Annotated in this window: 17 protein-coding genes; 4 read left to right on the forward strand and 13 right to left on the reverse strand. The window is 65.5% G+C overall.

Annotation, left to right across the window (positions count from 1 at the left end):
- Window positions 1–38 precede the first annotated feature (38 nt).
- The 7 genes from yidC to AC13EK_RS09450 form a co-directional block, all read right to left on the reverse strand.
- Complete coding sequence (yidC, locus tag AC13EK_RS09420; RefSeq protein WP_069335679.1) at window positions 39–1,745, reverse strand: membrane protein insertase YidC; 1,707 nt, start codon at window positions 1,743–1,745, stop codon at window positions 39–41.
- Window positions 1,746–1,780: 35 nt separating this feature from the next.
- Window positions 1,781–1,993, reverse strand: a complete 213-nt coding sequence (gene yidD / locus AC13EK_RS09425; protein ID WP_004210035.1) for a membrane protein insertion efficiency factor YidD — start codon at window positions 1,991–1,993, stop codon at window positions 1,781–1,783.
- The gene (gene rnpA / locus AC13EK_RS09430; RefSeq protein WP_069335598.1) at window positions 1,990–2,391 is read right to left on the reverse strand and encodes a ribonuclease P protein component; all 402 of its coding nucleotides are present in this window, start codon (window positions 2,389–2,391) and stop codon (window positions 1,990–1,992) included. Before rnpA ends, yidD begins: the two co-directional genes overlap by 4 nt.
- Window positions 2,392–2,423: 32 nt before the next feature.
- Window positions 2,424–2,558 (reverse strand): 50S ribosomal protein L34, encoded by a 135-nt coding sequence (gene rpmH, locus AC13EK_RS09435; RefSeq protein ID WP_004210039.1) that lies wholly within the window; start codon window positions 2,556–2,558, stop codon window positions 2,424–2,426.
- 170 nt (window positions 2,559–2,728) lie between these two features.
- Window positions 2,729–3,496: a DsbA family protein gene (locus AC13EK_RS09440; protein WP_170828614.1), complete on the reverse strand. Its 768-nt coding sequence runs from the start codon at window positions 3,494–3,496 to the stop codon at window positions 2,729–2,731.
- On the reverse strand, window positions 3,493–4,839 hold the full coding sequence (locus AC13EK_RS09445; protein ID WP_069335601.1) for a M48 family metalloprotease: 1,347 nt from the start codon (window positions 4,837–4,839) through the stop codon (window positions 3,493–3,495). The genes AC13EK_RS09440 and AC13EK_RS09445 overlap by 4 nt, the downstream gene beginning before the upstream one ends.
- Window positions 4,840–4,988: 149 nt before the next feature.
- Window positions 4,989–7,592, reverse strand: a complete 2,604-nt coding sequence (locus AC13EK_RS09450; RefSeq protein ID WP_234791895.1) for an Rne/Rng family ribonuclease — start codon at window positions 7,590–7,592, stop codon at window positions 4,989–4,991.
- Between the two features lie 519 nt (window positions 7,593–8,111).
- Here AC13EK_RS09450 and AC13EK_RS09455 point away from each other — a divergent pair.
- The gene (locus tag AC13EK_RS09455; RefSeq protein ID WP_069335596.1) at window positions 8,112–9,392 is read left to right on the forward strand and encodes an N-acetylmuramoyl-L-alanine amidase; all 1,281 of its coding nucleotides are present in this window, start codon (window positions 8,112–8,114) and stop codon (window positions 9,390–9,392) included.
- Between the two features lie 136 nt (window positions 9,393–9,528).
- Window positions 9,529–12,063, forward strand: coding sequence for a penicillin-binding protein 1A (locus tag AC13EK_RS09460; RefSeq protein ID WP_069335595.1), 2,535 nt, complete (start codon window positions 9,529–9,531; stop codon window positions 12,061–12,063).
- 34 nt (window positions 12,064–12,097) lie between these two features.
- On the opposite strand, the gene AC13EK_RS09465 is transcribed toward AC13EK_RS09460, so the two are convergent.
- Window positions 12,098–12,532, reverse strand: a complete 435-nt coding sequence (locus AC13EK_RS09465; protein WP_069335599.1) for a hypothetical protein — start codon at window positions 12,530–12,532, stop codon at window positions 12,098–12,100.
- Between the two features lie 228 nt (window positions 12,533–12,760).
- Here AC13EK_RS09465 and prfB point away from each other — a divergent pair, with 228 nt between their 5' ends.
- Window positions 12,761–13,888, forward strand: a complete 1,128-nt coding sequence (prfB, locus tag AC13EK_RS09470; RefSeq protein ID WP_004210053.1) for a peptide chain release factor 2 — start codon at window positions 12,761–12,763, stop codon at window positions 13,886–13,888.
- Window positions 13,888–14,613: a class I SAM-dependent methyltransferase gene (locus AC13EK_RS09475; protein ID WP_122129943.1), complete on the forward strand. Its 726-nt coding sequence runs from the start codon at window positions 13,888–13,890 to the stop codon at window positions 14,611–14,613. Before prfB ends, AC13EK_RS09475 begins: the two co-directional genes overlap by 1 nt.
- 531 nt (window positions 14,614–15,144) lie before the next feature.
- Here the strand turns inward: AC13EK_RS09475 and AC13EK_RS09480 are convergent.
- The 5 genes from AC13EK_RS09480 to sseA all read right to left on the reverse strand — a co-directional run bounded on the left by AC13EK_RS09480 (window position 15,145) and on the right by sseA (window position 20,136).
- Window positions 15,145–15,663, reverse strand: a complete 519-nt coding sequence (locus tag AC13EK_RS09480) for a sterol desaturase family protein (RefSeq protein ID WP_037491955.1) — start codon at window positions 15,661–15,663, stop codon at window positions 15,145–15,147.
- A 115-nt stretch (window positions 15,664–15,778) separates the two neighbouring features.
- The gene (locus tag AC13EK_RS09485; protein WP_069335594.1) at window positions 15,779–16,519 is read right to left on the reverse strand and encodes a TorF family putative porin; all 741 of its coding nucleotides are present in this window, start codon (window positions 16,517–16,519) and stop codon (window positions 15,779–15,781) included.
- A gap of 271 nt (window positions 16,520–16,790) precedes the next feature.
- The gene (locus tag AC13EK_RS09490) at window positions 16,791–18,086 is read right to left on the reverse strand and encodes a mechanosensitive ion channel family protein (protein ID WP_069335593.1); all 1,296 of its coding nucleotides are present in this window, start codon (window positions 18,084–18,086) and stop codon (window positions 16,791–16,793) included.
- Window positions 18,083–19,291 (reverse strand): cystathionine beta-lyase, encoded by a 1,209-nt coding sequence (gene metC / locus AC13EK_RS09495; RefSeq protein WP_069335592.1) that lies wholly within the window; start codon window positions 19,289–19,291, stop codon window positions 18,083–18,085. The genes AC13EK_RS09490 and metC overlap by 4 nt, the downstream gene beginning before the upstream one ends.
- Window positions 19,288–20,136: a 3-mercaptopyruvate sulfurtransferase gene (sseA, locus tag AC13EK_RS09500; RefSeq protein WP_069335591.1), complete on the reverse strand. Its 849-nt coding sequence runs from the start codon at window positions 20,134–20,136 to the stop codon at window positions 19,288–19,290. Before sseA ends, metC begins: the two co-directional genes overlap by 4 nt.
- Window positions 20,137–20,163 lie beyond the last annotated feature (27 nt).

Consider the following 20,163-nt stretch of genomic DNA (forward strand, 5'->3'; position numbering starts at 1 on the left):
GAAAAAATCCCCCCCTTTCGGGGAGGATTTCCTTTTCCTTACTTGGTGGCCGTTGCGGTGTTCAGTACGGGGTGGCGCTTGTACAGCCACCATTGCTGCGCCATCGACAGGCAGTTGTTGGTGATCCAGTAGACCAGCAGGCCGGCGGCGAACGGCGCCATGATGAACATCATCATCCACGGCATGATCGCGAATACCTGCTGCTGCATCGGGTCCATCTGGGCCGGGTTCAGCTTGAACTGCAGCCACATCGAAATGCCCAGCAGCAGCGCCAGCACACCGATCGCCAGGAAGGAGGGCGGGGTGAATGGCAGCAGGCCGAACAGGTTCAGGATATGCAGCGGGTCGGGCGCGGACAGATCCTTGATCCACAGCACGAAGGGCTGGTGACGCATTTCGATCGTCAGCTGCAGCACCTTGTACAGCGCGAAGAAGATCGGGATCTGGATGAAGATGGGCAGGCAGCCGGCCAGCGGATTGACCTTCTCCTGCTTGTACAGCTCCATCATCTTCTGCTGTAGCTGCTGCTTGTCGTCCTTATATTTTTCCTGCAGCGCCTTCATCTTGGGCTGCACCGCGCGCATCGCCGCCATGCTGGCGAACTGGCGCTGGGCGACCGGGAACATCAGGGCGCGGACGCAGAAGGTCAGGCAGATGATGGCGACGCCGAAATTGCCGAGCGTCTCGAACAGCCAGTGCAGCAGCGCGAAGATCGGCTGCTCGAACCAGTAGAACCAGCCCCAGTCGATCGCGCGGTCGAACAGCGGTACGCCGGCACGCTCATAGGCCTGCAGCGTCTTCACTTCCTTCGCGCCGACAAACAGCCGATTGGTCTGGGTCATCGCCTTGCCCGGCGCCAGCATGACCGGCGCCAGCGCGATGTCGGTCTGGAACTGGGTGCCTGCACCCTTGCGCATCTGGCCGGTGAAGGCGTCCTTCTGGTCGGGGATCAGCGCCGACAGCCAATATTTGTCGGTGAAGCCGATCCAGCCGCCGGTCGACTGGAAGCTCTGGCTGGCCGGACCCTTTTCCAGATCCTTGTAGTTCACGTCATAATTGGCGGCGCCGTTGAACACGCCCATCGGGCCGACATGGATGGTCCAGGTGTCGGGATCGGCCGAGGGGGCGGCACGGCTGACATAGCCATAGGATTTGACCGCGATCGCGCCGGTGCCGCTGTTCGACACCTTCTGCGCGGCCGAGATCATGTAATTTTCGTCGATGGAATAGCGAATCTCGAAGCTCTGGCCCGCGCCATTGTTCCAGCTCAGCGTGATCGGGCTGCTGGGGGTCAGTTCGGTGCCGCTGGCGGTCCAGACGGTGTTGGCGTCGGGGGTCTTGATGCCCTCGCCCTGCCAGCCGAAGCCGGCGAAATAGGCGTCCTTGGTGCCGCTCGGGCTATAGAGGCGGATTGCCGGCGAATCCTTGGCGATCGTTTCCTTGTAGGTCGGCAGCACGATATCATCGATGCGCGCGCCCTTGAGGTTGATGGAGCCTATGATCTTGGGCGTGCGGATGGCGACGCGTGGCGTTTCCTTCAGCACCAGCGCGCGATCGCGGATCGCGGTCGATGCATCCTGCGCCGGGGCCTCGCCCGCCGGGGTCAGCGGGGTGGTCTTGCCGCCCTCGATCTTCGTCGCGGGCGGATTGGCCGCCGGGAAGAAATGTTCGGAGATATAGGGCCAGCCGAACAGGATCGCGGCGGTCAGCAGTACCGCCAGAATGATATTCTTCTTGTCGTCCACGCTATTCGGCTCCGCCGTCTATACTCGTCAATGTCTCAGGGGACCGGGTCATAGCCCGAACCACCCCATGGGTGGCAACGCATTAGCCGCTTGAACCCCAGCCAGCTACCCTTGATCGCACCATATTTGCCGACCGCCTGAATCGCATATTCCGAACAGGAGGGGGCATAGCGACAGGTGGGGGGGAGGATGCGGGACGGGCCCAGCTGCCAGGCTCGCGCGATCAGGATCAGCAGCCGGGCAATCATGCCGGCTGGCCGGTCTTCGCGGCTGGGGACGCGGGACGGGAATCGCCCTTGCGGCGGGGCGGGCGGCCCTGGCCTTCGGGCCGGGTCAATATCTTGCCCAGCGCCTTTTCCAGTTCGCCGCGCAGCAGCGCGAAGTCGCGCTCCACGCCCTCGGCACGGCCGATCAGCACATGGTCGGCACCAGCCACACCATGCACAGGCAGCAGTTCGCGTGCCAGGACGCGAAAACGGCGCTTCATCCGATTGCGGATGACAGCGCCGCCTATCTTCTTGGTCACCGTGATGCCGATACGCATCGCCGGATCGCCATCGCCGCGCTCACGCACCAGCAGGACGAATCCCGGCATGGGCGCGCGTCGGCCCCGATTCGCCGCCAGGAAATCCGCGCGCTTGCCCATGATGGCAGGCGCGGCCGGCGGCGTCAGGTCGCTCAGGCGCTCAGGCTCTTGCGGCCGCGGGCACGACGGGCGCGCATGATGTTGCGGCCACCGGGGGTCGCCATGCGAGCGCGAAAACCGTGACGGCGCTTCCGAACCAGATTGCTCGGCTGAAAAGTGCGCTTCATCGTTCATTCCTCAAACAAACTAGAGAATCAGGTATGACAAAAAAGGGCCGCCACACGGGGCGACCGCAAGTCAGGGGCCGTCCGATAGGGAAATGGGGCGGGGAAGTCAATGGCGCTGCGCCGCGCTTCCCCGCAAACCCCTGCTTATCGCGCCCGAACCGCCGTCAGGCTTATTTCCCGCGGGCGCTCGTCACCGCGTCCTTGAGCGAATCATAGCCGACTGCGCCGTTCAGCACCTGGTTGCCGATGACGAAGGTCGGCGTGCCGCTCGCCTGCAGCTTCTGGGCGAGGGCGATGTTCGACTGCAACTCGGCATCATATTTGCTCGACGCCATCGCCGCTTCGGCATCGGCCTTGGTGATGCCGGCCTGGGTGGCGGCGCCGATGATCGATTCGCGGGTCACCTTGCCGGCGGCATAAAGCGCTTTGTGATAGGCCATGTAGCGATTGCGTTCGGCCGCCAGCAGCGACACCTTGGCCGCGTCGGAACTTTCCTCCGACAGGATCGGCAGTTCGCGATAGACGATCTTCACCTTGGCGTCGGCGCCGACCAGCTTGGCAAGGTCAGGCAGCGAGGCGCGGCAATAGCCGCAGGCATAGTCGAAAAACTCGACCACGGTGACATCGGCATTGGCCGCGCCTTCCCATGCGCCGGCATAGGGCGTTTCGATCGTCTGGCGATTCGCGTCGATCGTGCCTTCCATCCGCTTGGCCTGCAGCTTCTCGATCGCCTGCGGGATGATCTCGGGATGCTCCAATATATAGTCGTGAACGATCTTTTCGATCGCGGCCTTGTCGCCGGTGGAGACGCTGCCGGGCGCCTGCACGGCAAGGGCGGTGCCGGCGGCGCCAGCGATCAAGGCGAGGGCGCCCAGGGTCATCTGCATTTTCCTGTTGGATAGGGCCGCACGAAAGCTGGGCCGGGTCTGATCTGTCATCTTCTCTTCCGCTTCTGCTCGACGGCAGCCCGCGAGACCATCGCGATATCCTGCGCCCGCAGATAGTCAACCGTTCCGGGCTTCAATCCCTGCATTGCCGCGTCCGCACTTCGCAGTGCCATACTGTCCTGCCCGATCATCGAAAAGCGCTCGGCGCTGGCCAGCGCGGCGCGGGGCGTGTCCCCGCGATGCTCGTAGACGACGCCCAGTTGATACCAGGCGAAGGGATTTTCGCGGTCCCGCGCGATCGCATTGCGCAGCACGGTCTCGGCCTCGGCGTAATTTTTCTCATCCTCGGTCGCGATCAGCGCATGGCCCAGCAATACCGCGATCAGCGGTTGCTGCGTCTTGGCGACGGCTTCGCGCAGCGGCGGGATCGCCTCGCCAGGCCGCCCGCTCTCCAGCAGGATCTGGCCCTTCAGCTCCAGGAAATAGGGATCATGCGGCGCCGCCGTCAGCAGCGCGTCCGCCTCGCTCAGCGCCTTCTCGGGATAGGCACTTTTATGCCAGGCATAGGCGCGCGCATAATGGGCCGGGATCGACCGGTCGCTCTCGGGATATTTGAGCAGTGTCTGCTGCGGCTCCGATACGAAGCCGATCAGCTTCGCCTTGATCCGCTCGAACCGTGCTTCCAGCTGGGGATTGGGGGGCGTGTCCCAGGCCGGATCGACCGTATAGACCTCGCGCAGCACATTGATGCGCTCGCCCGACAGCGGGTGGGTGCGGCCATAGCTGTTGTCCTGCGGGATCGCGAGGCGATATTCCTGATTCTGCAGCTTCTTGAAGAATTCCAGGCTGCCCTTGCCGCTCAGATGCGCGGCACTCAGATAGCGCGCGCCGGCAAGGTCGGCGGAGCTTTCCTGCGCACGGGAAAAGGCGAGATATTTGGACATGCCGACCTGCTGGCCCAGGCCCATGATGCCCATGCCGGCCTCCGCGCCGCCCGCTGCGATCGCCGCCGCGCCCAGCACCAGGCTCAACAAGGTGATGCTGGTCGCTTCCTTGATGCCGTCGGTGCGGATCACATGGCCGCCCTCGATATGGCCCAGTTCATGCGCGACCACGCCCTGCAACTGGTTCACATTATCGGCCTGCGCGATCAGCCCGCTATGCACCCAGACATATTGGCCACCCGCGACGAAGGCATTGATCTCCGGATCATTGATCACCATCACCTGGACATTGCGCGGCTGCATGCCCGCCGCCTTGACCAGATCGCCCGACATGTCCGCCATGAAGGCTTCGGTCTCGGCATCGCGCAGGATGCTCTGGGCCAGTGCTGGCCGCGCCATCAGCATCAGCGACCCCAACAGGAGCGCGGCAAGGCGCAGCCACCGCGTCATCATGCAAAGCCTTGATGGGGAAGGGGAACAGGCATTGGCCCGATTTATGCCCTTCTCGCCCTGAACATCAAGTGAAGCCACGAAAAACGCCGCCATCCGACCCCTGGGGCTGGATGGCGGCGTTTTTCATTCAGGCCTGTGCCCTGGCCTTACTGGCCGAAGGTGCGCTGCCACCAGCCACGGCGCGGCTCGCCATTCTCGTCGCTCTCCGCCTCGGCGGCAGGGTCGGCGGTGACGGCTTCGCTGGCCGGTGCCTCGGCGGGTGCGGCTGCGACTTCGGTCACGGCCGGCGCGGCCTCGACGGCGGCTTCCTCGGCGACCGGTTCGACCTTCTTCTTGCGGGTGCGCTTGGGCTTGGGCTTTTCGGCCGCTTCCTCGGCAACCGGCTCGGCGGCGGGCGCTTCGGCAACAACCTCGGCCGGGGCCTCGGTCGCTTCGACAACAGCCGGTTCGGCCGCCGCGTCCTTCGCCTTGCGGGCACGGGGACGACGGCGCGTCTTGGGCGCTTCCTCGGCCGGGGCTTCGTCCGGCGCCGCTTCGGCAACCGGAGCCTCTTCGGCGGGCGCGGCCGCTTCGGCTTCGATCACCATTTCAGCGCCGTCCTCGCCAGCGGTCTCACCGGCTTCGCCACCTTCGCGACGGCGGCGACCACCGCGGCGACCGCGGCGACCACGACGGCGGCTGCCGCCTTCGTCCTCGCCTTCGGCGGCCGGTTCCGCGGCAACAGCCTCGGCATCGGTCTCGACCTCGGCCGTTTCCTCACCTTCCTCACCGTCTTCGGCGCCATTGTCTTCGCCGGTTTCGCCCGGCGCATCATCGCGCTGGCCACCACGACGACGGCGACGGCGGCGACGGCGGCGACCGCCTTCGCGTTCCTCGCCCCGGTCACCACGCTCGCCACGCTCCTGGCGTTCGGGCGCGGCTTCTTCCTCGATCTCTTCCTCTTCTTCCTCTTCCTCGATCACGTCGAGGTCATCCTCTTCCTCCGCGAGCGGGGCATAGGTGACGACGCGTTCGGGGCGCGGACCGCTGGGTTCGACCGACATACGGGCGCCCTCGATCTCGCCATCGGGCAGGACGACGATGCGCACGCCATAGCGCTGTTCGATCTCGTCCAGTTCGCGGCGCTTGTTGTTGAGGACGTAGAAGGCGGCTTCCTGGCTGGCGCGCAGGGTGATGACGCTGCCACGGCCACGGGCGGCCTCTTCCTCCAGCATGCGCAGCGCGCCCAGGCCCGCCGACGATGCGGTGCGGACCAGGCCCGTGCCTTCGCAATGCGGGCACTGGCGGGTCGATGCTTCCAGCACGCCGGTGCGCAGGCGCTGGCGGCTCATTTCCATCAGGCCGAAGCCCGAAATGCGGCCGACCTGGATGCGGGCGCGATCGTCCTTCAGCGCCTCCTTCATCGCCTTCTCGACCTTACGGATGTTGGAGTTCATCTCCATGTCGATGAAGTCGATGACGACCAGGCCTGCCATGTCGCGCAGGCGCAGCTGGCGGGCGATTTCGCGCGCGGCCTCCAGGTTGGTGGCGACGGCGGTCTGCTCGATGCCATGCTCGCGGGTCGACCGGCCCGAGTTGATGTCGATCGACACCAGCGCCTCGGTCGGGTTGATGACCAGATAGCCGCCGGACTTGAGCTGCACGACGGGGTTGTACATCGCCGCCAGCTGATCCTCGACGCTGGCGCGCTGGAACAGCGACACCGCGTCGGCATATTGCTTCACGCGCCGGGCATGGCTCGGCATCAGCAGCTTCATGAAGTCCTTGGCGGCCTTGTAGCCATGCTCGCCCTCGACGATCACTTCCTCGATATCCTTGTTATAGATATCGCGGATCGCCCGCTTGATGAGGTCGCTGTCGTTATGGATCAGCTCGGGCGCGGCGGCGCGCAGCGTCTTCTCGCGAATCTCGTCCCACAGTCGGGCGAGATAGTCGAAGTCGCGCTTGATCTCGGGCTTGGTGCGCTGCAGGCCGGCGGTGCGCACGATGCAGCCCATCGACGAAGGCAGCGCCATTTCGGCGATGATCGACTTCAGCCGCTTGCGGTCGGCCGCATTGCTGATCTTGCGCGAAATGCCGCCACCATGGCTGGTGTTGGGCATCAGCACGCAATAGCGACCGGCCAGCGACAAATAGGTGGTCAGCGCCGCACCCTTGTTGCCGCGCTCTTCCTTGACGACCTGCACCAGCAGCACCTGGCGGCGCTTGATGACGTCCTGGATCTTGTAGCGACGGCGCAGCGCCATGCGCTTGCGGCGCAGCTCGTCGGCCGCGTCGTCGCCCTTTTCGCGCTTGCGTCGGTTCGGGCGGCCGCCTTGGTTGCTTTCGCCTTCGCTGGCTTCGGCTTCGTGGGCGCCTTCCTCATCGTCATGATGGGTCGCTTCCACGACCTCGACGCCATCGTCGCCGGCGGCGTCCTCATCCTCGTCATAATCGGCACGCAGCGCGGCCTCTTCCTCGGCATGCGCGCGTTCCTCGCGCAGCAACGCCTCGCGGTCTTCGCGCGGAATCTGGTAATAGTCGGGATGGATTTCGCTGAAAGCGAGGAAGCCGTGGCGATTGCCACCATAATCGACGAAGGCCGCCTGGAGCGAAGGCTCTACGCGGGTGACCTTGGCGAGATAGATATTGCCCTTGAGCTGCTTGTGCTCAGCGGATTCGAAGTCAAATTCCTCGATCCGGTTTCCCTTGACGACCGCGACCCGGGTTTCTTCCCGGTGGCGCGCATCGATCAGCATACGCATTGTCATTTATGTGTCTCCGGCGACGGCGGCCGCAGGCACTGGGCCGGGCCGCCGCGCGATAGTGAAGGGACGGCCGTGCGCGCGCCGGGTTCGGCGCGCGAGGCGGCATCGTCCAGGTTTGAAGGAAAAATTGCGTGTCTGCTGCGTCGGCAGGGCCGGACAGTGCGCCGGGCCGGACCATCCACGCCACAGCACCCGGTATCGGGGCCAGCGTGGAAGGAAAGTCATGCCTCATGCAGCGTCAACCTGTTGCGCATCGGCTCGAGCGACAGGCGCGCGCCGATGCAAATAATCAAGATCCGCAAAGGACCTTATTGATATGGTCGGTCCTCCCGGAATGTGAAGGGGTAGCAGTCATGGGCGCGGGGAGCAACGGTCCCTGAAAAGATTATGTCTTTATGATGACCTTGATCGGCCGGTCGGCGATTCATGCTGAAACCGATATTAACCGTCTCATTTTACCCCGTCACAACGGGCGATGCTTAATCCGAAATTCAGCGTGGGGACGCTGGACGGATAGACGTCATGAAAATGGGCTGGACGGCCGATGGGCGCGCGTTGCACAAGCAGCGCATGCTCAACATAATTGCGCTGGCAACGACGATGCTGGCCGCGACCCCCGGCGATGCCGGCGGCATCGCGGCTGTGGACGTGCAGGGCGACCGCGTCACCGTTCGGTTCGACGATCGGGTCGAGGGCGCGTCCGCCTTCCTGCTCGACGGGCCGCGCCGCATCGCGCTCGATGTCGCCGGCGCGCAGGCCGGTGCCAGTCGCTATGCCGGTTCCAATGCCGTGGTCAGCGGCATTCGCCAGGGCCAGCTCAGCGACACGATGGCGCGCATCGTGCTCGACCTGACGACGCCGGCAACGCTCGGCGATCCGCAGATCGCGGCCGACGGCAAGTCGCTCAGCTTCTCGCTCCAGAATGTGACCGATGGCCGGTTTCGTACTGCGGTGGGGCAGGGGCGGCTGCGCTTCGACGCGCCCGCCAATATGAGCGCCCGGCCGCAAAAGCGCATTCATTCGATCACCGTGCCGATCCCGCCGGTCGCACGCGGCGTCGATCTGCCCGCGATCGAGGGCGTGCGCGACGGATCGCGCCCGCTGGTGGTGATTGATGCGGGTCATGGCGGTCATGATCCGGGCGCCATCAACAAGGATAATGGCAAGCGCGAAAAGGATGTGACGCTGGCGATCGCGCAGGCGATCCGTGATCAGCTGGTCAAGTCCGGCCGGGTGCGTGTGGCGCTGACCCGCGACGATGACCGCTTCCTGGTGCTCCAGGAACGCTATGGCATCGCCCGCAAACTGGGCGCCGACCTCTTCATCTCGGTCCATGCCGATTCGGCGGACAATGCCGATGCCCATGGCGCCACCGTCTACACCCTCTCCGAAACCGCATCGGACCGGGAGGCGGCCCGGCTCGCCGCGCGCGAGAACAAGGCCGATGTGCTGAACGGCGTCAATCTCGGCAACCAGTCGGGCGATGTCTCCTCGATCCTCATCGATCTGACGCAGCGGGAATCGATGAACATTTCGGCCAATTTCGCGCGGCTGCTGCAGCGCGAGGCGGCACCCTATGTGCCGTTCCGCAGCGCCTATCACCGCTTCGCCTCGCTGATGGTGCTGAAGGCCCCGGACACCCCCTCGGTCCTGTTCGAGACCGGCTATATCAGCAATGCGGATGATGCCCTTTTCCTCTCCTCGCACGAGGGGCAGCAGGCGATCGCGCGCGGTGTCGCCCGCGCCATCGACGTCCATTTCGCCCGCAAGCTCGCCATGGGCAGCGGCCGGTCGGGCGGCTGACGCGCCTATCCGCGCATCGGTGCTGGTATTGAAGGACTTTTGACCGGGAGTCAGGATGTAGAGCCTGATTCACGCCATCGACGGAAACGCAAAGCGCTTCCATCTCAGGCGATCAGGCTCTAGAGCCTCTTCCACCATGGAAGAGGCCCGTTCCAATCCGCCCGCATCGTCCTTCGCCTATCGCCTGCGCCGTGGCGCCGGGGGCATTGCCGACCGGTTGAAGCCCTTGTGGCAGCGCCGCTTGTTCCGCTGGGCCGCGATCCTGCTCGGCGGCTTCCTGCTCGCCATCTTCCTGTTCTGGCTGATCTTCGCGCGCGGTCTGCCCGACGCGGCGACGCTGCTGGAATATGAGCCGCCGCTGCCGACCATGGTGCGCGACATCAATGGCCAGCCGGTCCACAGCTATGCGCGCGAGCGCCGGGTCCAGCTGCAATATAGCGATTATCCCCAGCAGCTGATCCACGCCTATCTGGCGGCGGAGGACAAGACTTTCTTCGAACATCATGGCGTCGATATTCCCGGTTTTGCCGGCGCGGTGTTCGACTATGCCAGCAAGCTCGGCTCGGGCCAGCGCGCGCGTGGCGGTTCCACCATCACCCAGCAGGTGGCGAAGAATCTTCTGATAGGCGATGAATATTCGCCCACCCGCAAGGTGAAGGAGATGATCCTCGCTTGGCGCATGGAAAATGTCCTGACCAAGCAGCAGATCCTCGAACTCTATCTCAACCAGATTTTCCTCGGCCGGAACGCCTATGGCGTGCAGGCGGCGGCGCGCGCCTATTTCGACAAGGACGTCGCCGATCTCCAGCTGCATGAAATGGCCTATCTGGCGATCCTGCCCAAGGGGCCGGCCAATTATCGCCCGGAAAGCACCACCGGCCATGCCCGCGCGATCGACCGTCGCAACTGGGCGCTGGGCGAGATGGAGAAAAATGGCTGGATCAGCGCGGCCCAGCGCGACGCCGCCATCGCCCTGCCGCTCGGCACCGTTGCCGCCCATGGCTCCAGCTTCGACGCCAATGCCGGCGGCTATTATATGGAGGAAGTGCGCCGTCGCCTGATCCAGCAGTTCGGCGAAAAGGCGGAGGATGGCCCCAACAGCGTCTATGCCGGCGGCCTCTGGGTGCGCAGCCCCTATGATCCGGTCGCGCAGGACCATACCCAGACCGCGCTGCGCAACGGCCTGCTGCGTTTCGGCGCCGGGCGCGGCTGGTCCGGCCCGGTCGGTCATATCGACCCCGACAAGGGCTGGGAACGCGAACTGGCCGCCAGCTTCATCAGCGTCGATTATGCCGGCTGGCGCGTCGCCGCCGTCATCAGCCGCGACCGCAGTGGCGCGCAGATCGGCTTTGCCGACGGCACCACCGGCACGCTGCCCGCCAGCCTGGCGCAGCTGCCCTATCGCCGCACCGGCGGCCCTGCCATCTCGGCGATGAAGCCGGGCGACCTGATCATCGTCGCCCGCGACGGCGCCAGCTGGGCGCTGCGCAACATTCCCGAAGTGTCGGGCGGCATGGTGGTGGAGGAAGTGCATTCGGGCCGCATCCGCGCGATGCAGGGCGGCTTCGACTATCGCCTTTCCTCCTACAACCGTGCGACCCAGGCCCAGCGTCAGCCCGGCTCGACGATCAAGCCCTTCGTCTATGCCGCCGCGCTCGACAATGGCATGACGCCGGCCTCGATCATCGTCGACGGCCCCCTGTGCGTCTATCAGGGCGCCGGCCTTGGTCAGAAATGCTTCCGCAACTTCTCGGGCGGCAGCGCCGGGCCGCAGACGATGCGCTGGGGCGTCGAGCAGTCGCGCAACCTGATGACCGTGCGGGCGGCCAGCCAGACCGGCATGGACCGGGTCGTGCGGACCATCAAGAATATGGGCATCGGCGACTATCAGCCCTATCTGTCCTTCGCGCTCGGCGCGGGCGAGACGACGGTGGAGCGCATGGTCAACGCCTATGCCACGCTCGCCAATCAGGGGCGGCAGTTCGCGCCCAAGCTGATGGACTACGTCCAGGATCGGCGCGGCAAGGTGATCTGGCCCGAACGCTGGCATCCCTGCGACAATTGCAACATGGCCAATTGGGACGGCAAGCCGATGCCGCGCTTCGGGTTCGAGGGGCGTCAGGTGATGAACCCGATGACTGCCTATCAGGTCGTTCACATCACCGAAGGCGTGATCCAGCGCGGCACCGCGACGGTGCTGGCGGACCTCAAGCGCCCGCTGTTCGGCAAGACCGGCACCACCAATGGCCCGACCAATGTCTGGTTCGTCGGCGGCTCGCCCGACCTCGTTGCCGGCGTCTATATCGGCTATGACCAGCCCCGCAGCCTGGGCGGCTGGGCACAGGGCGGCCGCATCGCAGCGCCGATCTGGAAGGAGGCGATGGCCCCGATCCTGGAGACCATGCCCAAGACGCCGTTCATCGCCCCGGCCGGTATCCGCATGGTCGCGATCGACCGCCGTTCGGGCAAGCGCGTCTATGGCGCCTGGCCGACCGACGAGCCCAAGCCGGCCGTCATCTGGGAAGCGTTCAAGCCCGAATCCGAACCGCGCCGTACCATCCGCAAGGAAGAGGCGGAGGCCCAGGCCAAGGTCGCGGCCAAGGCGGATGCGGTGCGCACCCGCCAGCGCAACGACGCCGACTTCCTGCAGGATCAGGGCGGCATTTATTGAAGGGGCGGGCGCGTCGGCGCCCGCCCTCTTATCCTCAGCAGTGGCGTGAATTGGCGTCGCGGATCGACAGGCTGGTGGCGCCGCGCCGGCCCTCCAGCGCCTGCGCCAGCAATATCTGGGTCGATCGCACCGCATAGCAGAAGGCGCAGGCGATCGCGTCGCTGCAGGCATAGGGAACGGGGCCGGTCCAGCGTGCCTGCAACAGGTCGATCAGCAGATTCTCGTCCTCGCTCAGGCGCGGCCCCCGGCCGGTGCGCAGCCCATGGCCGGTCACCTGCTCGCCCAGCCGCAACAGGCTGTCGAGCGCAGGGGAAAGCTGTTCGCAGCCATAGCGCCGCAGCCGCAGGTGCAACTGGGCCATCGCCGGCCGATGTCGGCGTCGCGCCGCTGCCCAGCAACGCACGGCGTCGAGCAGGATATAGAGGGTGGCCGGGCTGTGCGTCGCCGGCATGGGGGTGGTCGGGTTCATGGGATCGCCTTTCATGGAAAAAGGTTTTCCCCCTTGATGCGCCGTCCTCGATCGGGGCGGTCTGCGCCATCGGGCTAAGATGCCATTATGTCCGGCAGATTTCGGACCGTTACCACGCCGGCCCTCCGGCGGATTGATCTTCCCAAAAAGCCCGGCCTGGGATAGGGGCAGGCGTTTGATGCGTTCGGGTAGCTGACGCTGGACGCCACGAGATTCTGGAGACCTCCCATGCGCGCCGAAGCGCAGCAATATATCGACCGTATCGACGCCGCGCTGGACCTGCTGCGCCGCTTCCTCGACTGGGACCGTGCGCTGCGCCGGCTGGACGAGCTGAATGCCCGCGTCGAGGATCCGACCCTGTGGGACAATGCCAAGCTGGCGCAGGAGGTGATGCGCGAGCGCACCCGTCTTGACAGCGCAATCGGCGCCACCCGCGCGATCGAGGCGGAAAAGACCGACAATGCCGAACTCATCGAAATGGCCGAGGCCGAAGGCGATGAGGATATGGTCTCCGAAGCCATCGCCGCGCTGAAGGCGCTGGCCGAGCGCGCCGACGAGGACAAGATCAAGGCGCTGCTGGCGGGCGAGGCCGATGCCAGCGACACCTATCTGGAAATCCACGCCGGCGCCGGCGGCACCGAAAGCCAGGACTGGGCCGAAATCCTCAGCCGCATGTATCGCCGCTGGGCCGAACGGCGCGGCTACAAGGTGGAACTGGTCGATTATCAGGCGGGCGAAACCGCTGGCATCAAGTCGGCCACCTTCCTCATCAAGGGCGAGAATGCCTATGGCTATGCCAAGACCGAAAGCGGCGTCCACCGCCTGGTCCGCATCAGCCCCTATGACAGCGCCGCGCGCCGCCACACCAGCTTCTCGTCGGTCTGGGTCTATCCGGTGATCGACGACAATATCGATATCGAGGTCAAGGAATCCGACCTCAAGATCGACACCTATCGCGCCTCGGGCGCGGGTGGTCAGCACGTCAACACCACCGACTCCGCGGTCCGCATCACCCACGTGCCCTCGGGCATCATCGTGGCGTCGCAGAATGACCGCTCGCAGCATAAGAACCGCGCTACCGCGATGAACATGCTGAAAGCCCGCCTGTACGAGGCGGAACTGCGCAAGCGCGAGGAAGCGGCGTCGACCGACTATGCCGCAAAGACCGAGATCGGCTGGGGCCACCAGATCCGCTCCTATGTGCTCCAGCCCTATCAGCTGGTGAAGGATCTGCGCACCGGCGTCACCTCGACCGCGCCGGACGATGTGCTCGATGGCGCGCTCGATCCGTTCATGGCCGCTGCCCTGTCGCAGAAGGTCACCGGCGAGAAGGTCGATGTGGAGGATGTGGATTAATGATCCACCGGCAGGTGGCCGCATTGGGGGCGTCGCTCCTGCTGGCTGCCTGTGGCCAGTGGTCGGGCGGCAATCAGTCGGAACGCGCGGCCGGCGCCGCGTCCTTCCCTCGCGCCGATCGGCCGGTGGCGCCGATCGTGTCGACCCGCTGGTCGAGCGAGGAAGCGCGCGACCGGGTCAATGAGGCGGAGGATATCATGGACCGGGCCGGCATCCGGCCGGGCATGACCATTGCCGACATTGGTGCTGGCGAGGGCTATTATACCGTGCGCCTGGCCAAGCGCGTCGGCGCCAGGGGCCGGGTGCTGGCCGAGGACATCCTGCCCGAGGTCATAGATGCGCTCAGCCGTCGCATCACCCGCGAAAACTGGACCAATGTCAGCGTGAAGCTGGGCGCGCCGGAAGATCCCAAGCTGCCTGAAAACAGCTTCGACCGCATCTTCATGGTCCATATGTATCATGAGATCGCCGAGCCTTATGCCTTCCTGTGGCATCTCAGCCCCGCGCTGAAAGCCGATGGCGAACTGATCGTGGTCGATGCGGATCGGCCGACCGACCAGCATGGCACGCCCCGGCGCCTGCTCACCTGCGAACTGGCGGCGATGGGCTTCCGGCTGGAGGAGATGATCGCCAAGCCGACAGCCGGTGGCTATATGGCCCGCTTCCGCCGCAGCACTGCCCGACCCGATCCGTCCAGCATCGTCCCCTGCGCGCTGCGTGGATAGGGGCCTGCCCAGTCCGGTTCGCGACGCGACAGTTTCATATCCGCCGAAGTTCACACCGTTATCGGGGTGATTCACCCTATTTGCGGCAGATATGCGCCTGCCGCGCGCCGGTGGCGCGCCTGCAACGCGACAGCCGGGCAGAACGCGACGCGTCGCTGACGCGCGCCCGAAGCGACAGTGACGCGACAAGGGCGCGCCAGTCAGGCGTCGGCCAGCCATTGGCGGGATGTCGCGCATGGATTGGCGGGCACTTTCGTCCATGGACAAGGGTGGAGCAGAGAATGACCGAATAGGAAAGGGCGGCTGACGACTGTTTTCCCCCGTTCCTTCTCCCTTGGAGGGGGAAGGATACGAAGCCTTGCCGCATAGCGGCTAGGCGAAGTTGGATGAGGGGGGCTATGTTGCTCCATTCATGCGAGGCGGCATCCCCCTCACCCAGCTACGACTAGGCAGCAAGCTGCCAAGTCTGCGCAGCCCTCTCCCTCAAGGGAGAGGGGTAGAATGTCCCCTTACCACCCATATCGCGCGGATCTAGTCCCGCGTGCCGGGCTGCCAATCCCTGGCGGCGCGCACGCCGGCCCGGCCGCGTCGCGCCAGTTCGCGTTTCAGGTCCGCGGGATGGGGCGCGATCAGGAAGCCGAAGCTGACCGTGCCGTCCTTGGTCTCGACCGCATGGTGCAGCCGATGCGCCTGGACGATCCGCTTCATGTAGCGCGAGCGGGCGACATAGCGGTGGCGCACCCGCTGGTGGACGATGATGTCGTGGAAGCCGAGATAGATAGCGCCATAGGCGGCGACGCCGGCGCCCACGGCCGTTGCCCAATTGCCCCAGCCCCATTGCACCCCGCCCAGCAGCAGCAGGATGGAGGGCATGGCGAAGATCACGAAATAGAGGTCATTGGCCTCGAAGAAGCCGGTGCGGGGGCGGTGGTGGCTGGCATGGAGGAACCAGCCCGGCCCATGCATCACCCAGCGGTGCATCACATAGGCAAAACCCTCCATCAGCGCGATCGTGACGACGAAGAGCAGCAGGAGGGCGATTGGAGGCATCGGCGCCTTATAGGCAGCGGCGCGGGCCAAGGCGACCCGTAAAGACCGCATATAGAAAAGGGCCGCGATCCCCCCTGGAGAGCGCGGCCCTGGTCACCCCCGAAGGGAAGGCGGATCAGAAGGAGGCGGTGAGCGAACCGAGCACGCCGGCCTTGCTGATATTGTGGCCTGCCGACGAATAGAGCGACTTGTCGGTGTCGACATAGGATACGCCGAAGGTCAGGTGACCCCAGGTGTAGGTCGCGCCGATATTCCAGTCGGTATATTCCTTGCCGATGGTCAGGTAGCTCGGACCGAAGCTGTGGCCCAGATGCGCCGACACGCCCAGCGGGGTGTTGGGGATCGAGGCCGAGACGTCGCCGGCGAGGTAGAGATTATCTTCCTTGCCATTGCCGACGGTCAGCGCCTTCGCCTTGGGGGCGTAGTTGGCGGTCAGCTTGGCGGTGGCGGGGCCGAACGTGCCCTTGATCGAGGCATAGGGCTCGACGAAGTCGGTGTTCGCACCGGCATTGCCCGGATAGTAATAATAGAGGACGCCGACGTCGATCGTCGCGCCGCCGACCGTGGTCGAATAGCCGCCGATCAGGTCGAGTTCCTGGTCCGAGCCGTTGGCGACATATTCGTCGATCGAACTGCCCCAGGTCGAAACATAGAAGCCCGATTCATGAGTGACGGTGATGCCGCCCTGCAGCGCGATCTTCTTGTTGGTCTGCGAAATGCCGCGGAAGCGATAATCGCTGACGACGGCGGCATTGCCGGTGACGGTCACCGCGGGAGCGGGCTCATCCTGGGCCATGGCGGGTGCCGACAGCGCAACAAGAGCGAAGGCCGAGAGGCCGAGAATGGACTTACGCATGATAATCCCCTTGATGGTTCTGCGATCGTCCCGCCTGCGTTCAGGCGCCTGCCTCTATGCTTCCCCTAGGGGAAGTGGGCCAGCTTGCCTCAACAAGTTTGGCCATGCCTGCGCGCGCTGCGGCGCACAAGATATTATTGCTGTTTCATGTCTTTTACGTCTTTTATTGTTGCTACGGCGCAACAAGACGCGCGGCTGCGTTCGCCGGATGCCCGGCATATCTACATGATAAGGCGTGATTTATTGGATATTCGAACGCTGTTGCGGTCGCTCAGGACGGGGAATGGTCCGAAATGTCGGGCTCATTCATTGCTAGATCATGTCTATCCTGCGGCTGCCGTAATTCGATGATCTGGCGCGGATAGGGGACGATGATGCCCTGTGCCTTGAACTTGTCCAGCACCCGCATCAGCACGTCGGAGGTCACGCCGCCCACGCCATTTTCCGGATCGTTGATCCAGACGCGGATCTCATGCTCCAGCCGATATCGGCCGAGCGCGGTCAGCCATACCTTGGGCTCGGGATGCTTGAGCGCGCGCGGGCTTTCCTCGGCCGCTTCCAGCATCAGTTGCTGGGCCAGCGCGATGTCGCTGTCATTGCTGATCCCCACCGGGATGCGGACGCGGATATTGCGGTCGGAATAGGACCAGTTCTCCACCTCCTGCGTCATCAGATTTTCGTTGGGGATGAGATGTTTCTTGCCGTCGCGGGTGATGATCGACACGGCGCGCACGCCGATCTTGCTGACCCAGCCGAAACTGTCGCCGACCGCGATCACGTCACCCGGCTTGATCGACCGGTCCATCAGCAGGATGATGCCGGCGATCAGATTGCCGACCGTCTTCTGCAGGCCGAAGCCGACTGCCAGGCCCAGCGCCCCGGAAAAGACGGTGAAGGCGGTGAGGTCGATGCCCAATATGTCGATGCCGATGAAGAAGGCGGCGATGATGACGGCGATGCCAGCCAGCTTCTGGCCCAGCAATTTCTGGGTCGGGTCGAGATCGGGCGCCTTCTGGATGCTGCGCCGGATCAGCCGGTTGGCAAGGCGGATGCCGGCAAGCAGCGCGACCAATGTCGCCGCAACCGACAATAGGTCGAGCAGGCTGATCCGCCGCTTGCCCAGCGTCAGCGCGACATCGTCGAGCATCGACCCGACCGGCGCGATGCCGCCGCTGCTGCCCGATATCACCATGACGAACAGCAGCAGGGCGAGCGGGGTGATCGCCCAGCGCGGGAAGCTGAGCGCCTGCAGCAGATGCAGCGCGAACAGGGCGACGGCGAGGGCGAGCGCGGCGCCCAGGATCAGATGGGCGATGCTGTCCGCCGGCCACAGCGCCAGTGCCGTCGCGAACAGCGGCGCGCTGATCGCATGGCGCAGCATCGGGCGGACATGGGTGGATGCCAGTTCGCTGAGGGCAGGCAGGCGTTCGCGGATGCGCGGGGCCAGCAGCCGCGCCAGGCCATAGGCCATGGCATGGAGCAGCAGCGCGATACCGACCGCGATCAGCGGCTGGGTGATGTCCGCATTGCCCGGCAGCCGGGCGAGCCATGCGGACAGCTGCGTCATCCGCGTGCCGCCCGGAAGCGGGCGAGACCGGCGTCGAGGTCGGCGATCAGGTCGGCGGGATCCTCCAGCCCGATCTGCAGCCGGATGACCGGGCCTTCCGCCTGCCATATGGTCGCGGTGCGATAGCGGGCCGGATCGACCGGCAGGGCCAGGCTCTCGAACCCGCCCCAGCTATAGCCGATACCGAAATGGGCGAGCCCGTCGATCAGCGCGGCGCGGGCCGCCTCGTCCCCGCCCTGCAGCACGAAGCTGAACAGGCCGGTCGAGCCGCTGAAATCGCGCGCCCACAATTCATGGCCGGGGCAGTCGGGTAGCGCCGGGTGCAGCACGCGGGCGACATCGGGCTGCTCGGCCAGCCACTGCGCGATCGTGAGTGCGCTCGCCTGATGCTGGGCCAGGCGGACGCCCAGGGTCCGCAGGCCGCGGCTGGCAAGCCAAGCATCGTCGGGGCTGGTCATCTGGCCGAACAGATAGGCGGACTGGCGGACCTTGGGGAACAGCGCCGGGGTGGCGGTGACCGACCCCATCATCACGTCGCTATGGCCGACAATATATTTGGTGCAGGCGAGGATCGCGATGTCGACGCCATGGGCCAGCGCCGGGAAGAAGAGCGGCGTCGCCCAGGTATTGTCGAGCAGGGTGGTGATGCCGCGATCGCGCGCGATGGCGGTGATCGCCGGCACGTCCTGCACCTCGAAGGTCAGGCTGCCGGGGCATTCCAGGAAGATGGCGCGGGTGCGATCGGTCAGCAGCTCGGCGATGCCGGCGCCGATGGTCGGATCATAATAGAGCGTCTCGACGCCGAAGGGTTTGAGCACCTGCTCGCAGAAATTGCGGGTCGGGTCATAGGCGCTGTCGACCATCAGCAACTGGTCGCCCGGCCGCAGCACCGCCATCAGCGCGCAGGCGATCGCCGCCACGCCCGAGGGGAAGAGCATCGTGCCCTCCGCGCCCGGCTCCATTTCGGTCAGCGCGTCGGCCAGGCTCCAGCTGGTCGGTGTGCCCTTGCGCCCGTAGAAGAGCCGCTCATGCGTGCTGCTGCCCGCTGCCTTCCGCAGATGGGCGACATCGTCATAGAGGATGGTCGAGGCGCGCCAGACGCCCGGACTGACGATCGCGCCGGGTTGCCCCGGCATGCCGGTCCAGTCGGCGCGGCGGCCGGCCTGCGCCAGCTTCGTCAACGGCCTTCTGCTGTCCTCGCTCATGCGGCCGGCCCGGTCGCCTTGGGCGTGGTGGGATCGAAGCCCCATTCGGACCAGCTGCCGTCATAGAGGCTGACGTCGCGCTTCCCGAGCGTTTCGAGCGCCGCAAGGATGATCGCGGCGGTCACGCCGCTGCCGCAGGTGGTGATGATCGGTCGGTCGAGATCGGTTCCGGCGTCGAGCAGCAGGCGGCGCAGTTCCTCGCCCTGTTTCAGGCTGTTGTCGGCGGCGAAGAAGGCGGAGGAGGGGATGTTGCGGCTGCCGGGAATATGGCCCGACGCCATGCCGGGGCGGGGTTCGGCCTCGGCGCCGGTGAAGCGCCCTGCGCCGCGCGCGTCGAGCAACTGCGCTGTGCCGCTATCGAGATTGGCGAGGATGTCCGCCTTGCTACGCACCTGCGTCCGGTCGAGCCGGGCGACCGCATTGCCGGGCGCGATGGCTGGCGTGCCGCTTTCGACCGGCCGTCCCTCGGCGAGCCATTTGGGCAGCCCGCCGTCCAAGATCGCAGCCGATGCGCCCAGACCATAGACGCGCATCATCCACCAGCCGCGCGCCGCGCTGTGGGTCGGGCTGTTGTCATAGACGACGATGCGGCTGTCGGCGTTGACGCCCAGTGCCTGCATGCGCTGCGTCATCAACGCGTCGGGCGGCAACTGGCCCGGCACCGGATCGGCGGGATCGCTGAGGCTCGGCAGGTCCATATAGGCGGCGCCGGGGATATGGGCCGCGTCGAACTCGGCGCGCGGGTCGCGCGGCGTGCCGGGCAGGAACAGGCTGGCGTCGAGAATGACGAGATCGGGCTTGCCGATTTCGCCGGCCAGCCAGTCGGTGGAAACGAGAATGTCCATGCGGCCCCTTTTGCCTTGTCCGGCAGG

The sequence above is a fragment of the Sphingobium sp. L-44 genome (genome assembly GCF_056859495.1).

Coding starts and splice junctions, on each gene's coding strand:
- AC13EK_RS09445 (WP_069335601.1), bottom strand. CDS start 4,839: ATGACGCGGTGGCTGCGCCTTGCCGCGCTCCTGTTGGGGTCGCTGATG.
- AC13EK_RS09450 (WP_234791895.1), bottom strand. CDS start 7,592: ATGACAATGCGTATGCTGATCGATGCGCGCCACCGGGAAGAAACCCGG.
- rnpA (WP_069335598.1), bottom strand. CDS start 2,391: ATGGGCAAGCGCGCGGATTTCCTGGCGGCGAATCGGGGCCGACGCGCG.
- metC (WP_069335592.1), bottom strand. CDS start 19,291: ATGAGCGAGGACAGCAGAAGGCCGTTGACGAAGCTGGCGCAGGCCGGC.
- AC13EK_RS09465 (WP_069335599.1), bottom strand. CDS start 12,532: ATGAACCCGACCACCCCCATGCCGGCGACGCACAGCCCGGCCACCCTC.
- AC13EK_RS09455 (WP_069335596.1), top strand. CDS start 8,112: ATGAAAATGGGCTGGACGGCCGATGGGCGCGCGTTGCACAAGCAGCGC.
- AC13EK_RS09460 (WP_069335595.1), top strand. CDS start 9,529: ATGGAAGAGGCCCGTTCCAATCCGCCCGCATCGTCCTTCGCCTATCGC.
- AC13EK_RS09480 (WP_037491955.1), bottom strand. CDS start 15,663: ATGCCTCCAATCGCCCTCCTGCTGCTCTTCGTCGTCACGATCGCGCTG.
- prfB (WP_004210053.1), top strand. CDS start 12,761: ATGCGCGCCGAAGCGCAGCAATATATCGACCGTATCGACGCCGCGCTG.
- yidD (WP_004210035.1), bottom strand. CDS start 1,993: ATGATTGCCCGGCTGCTGATCCTGATCGCGCGAGCCTGGCAGCTGGGC.
- AC13EK_RS09490 (WP_069335593.1), bottom strand. CDS start 18,086: ATGACGCAGCTGTCCGCATGGCTCGCCCGGCTGCCGGGCAATGCGGAC.
- rpmH (WP_004210039.1), bottom strand. CDS start 2,558: ATGAAGCGCACTTTTCAGCCGAGCAATCTGGTTCGGAAGCGCCGTCAC.
- sseA (WP_069335591.1), bottom strand. CDS start 20,136: ATGGACATTCTCGTTTCCACCGACTGGCTGGCCGGCGAAATCGGCAAG.
- AC13EK_RS09485 (WP_069335594.1), bottom strand. CDS start 16,519: ATGCGTAAGTCCATTCTCGGCCTCTCGGCCTTCGCTCTTGTTGCGCTG.
- AC13EK_RS09440 (WP_170828614.1), bottom strand. CDS start 3,496: ATGACAGATCAGACCCGGCCCAGCTTTCGTGCGGCCCTATCCAACAGG.
- AC13EK_RS09475 (WP_122129943.1), top strand. CDS start 13,888: ATGATCCACCGGCAGGTGGCCGCATTGGGGGCGTCGCTCCTGCTGGCT.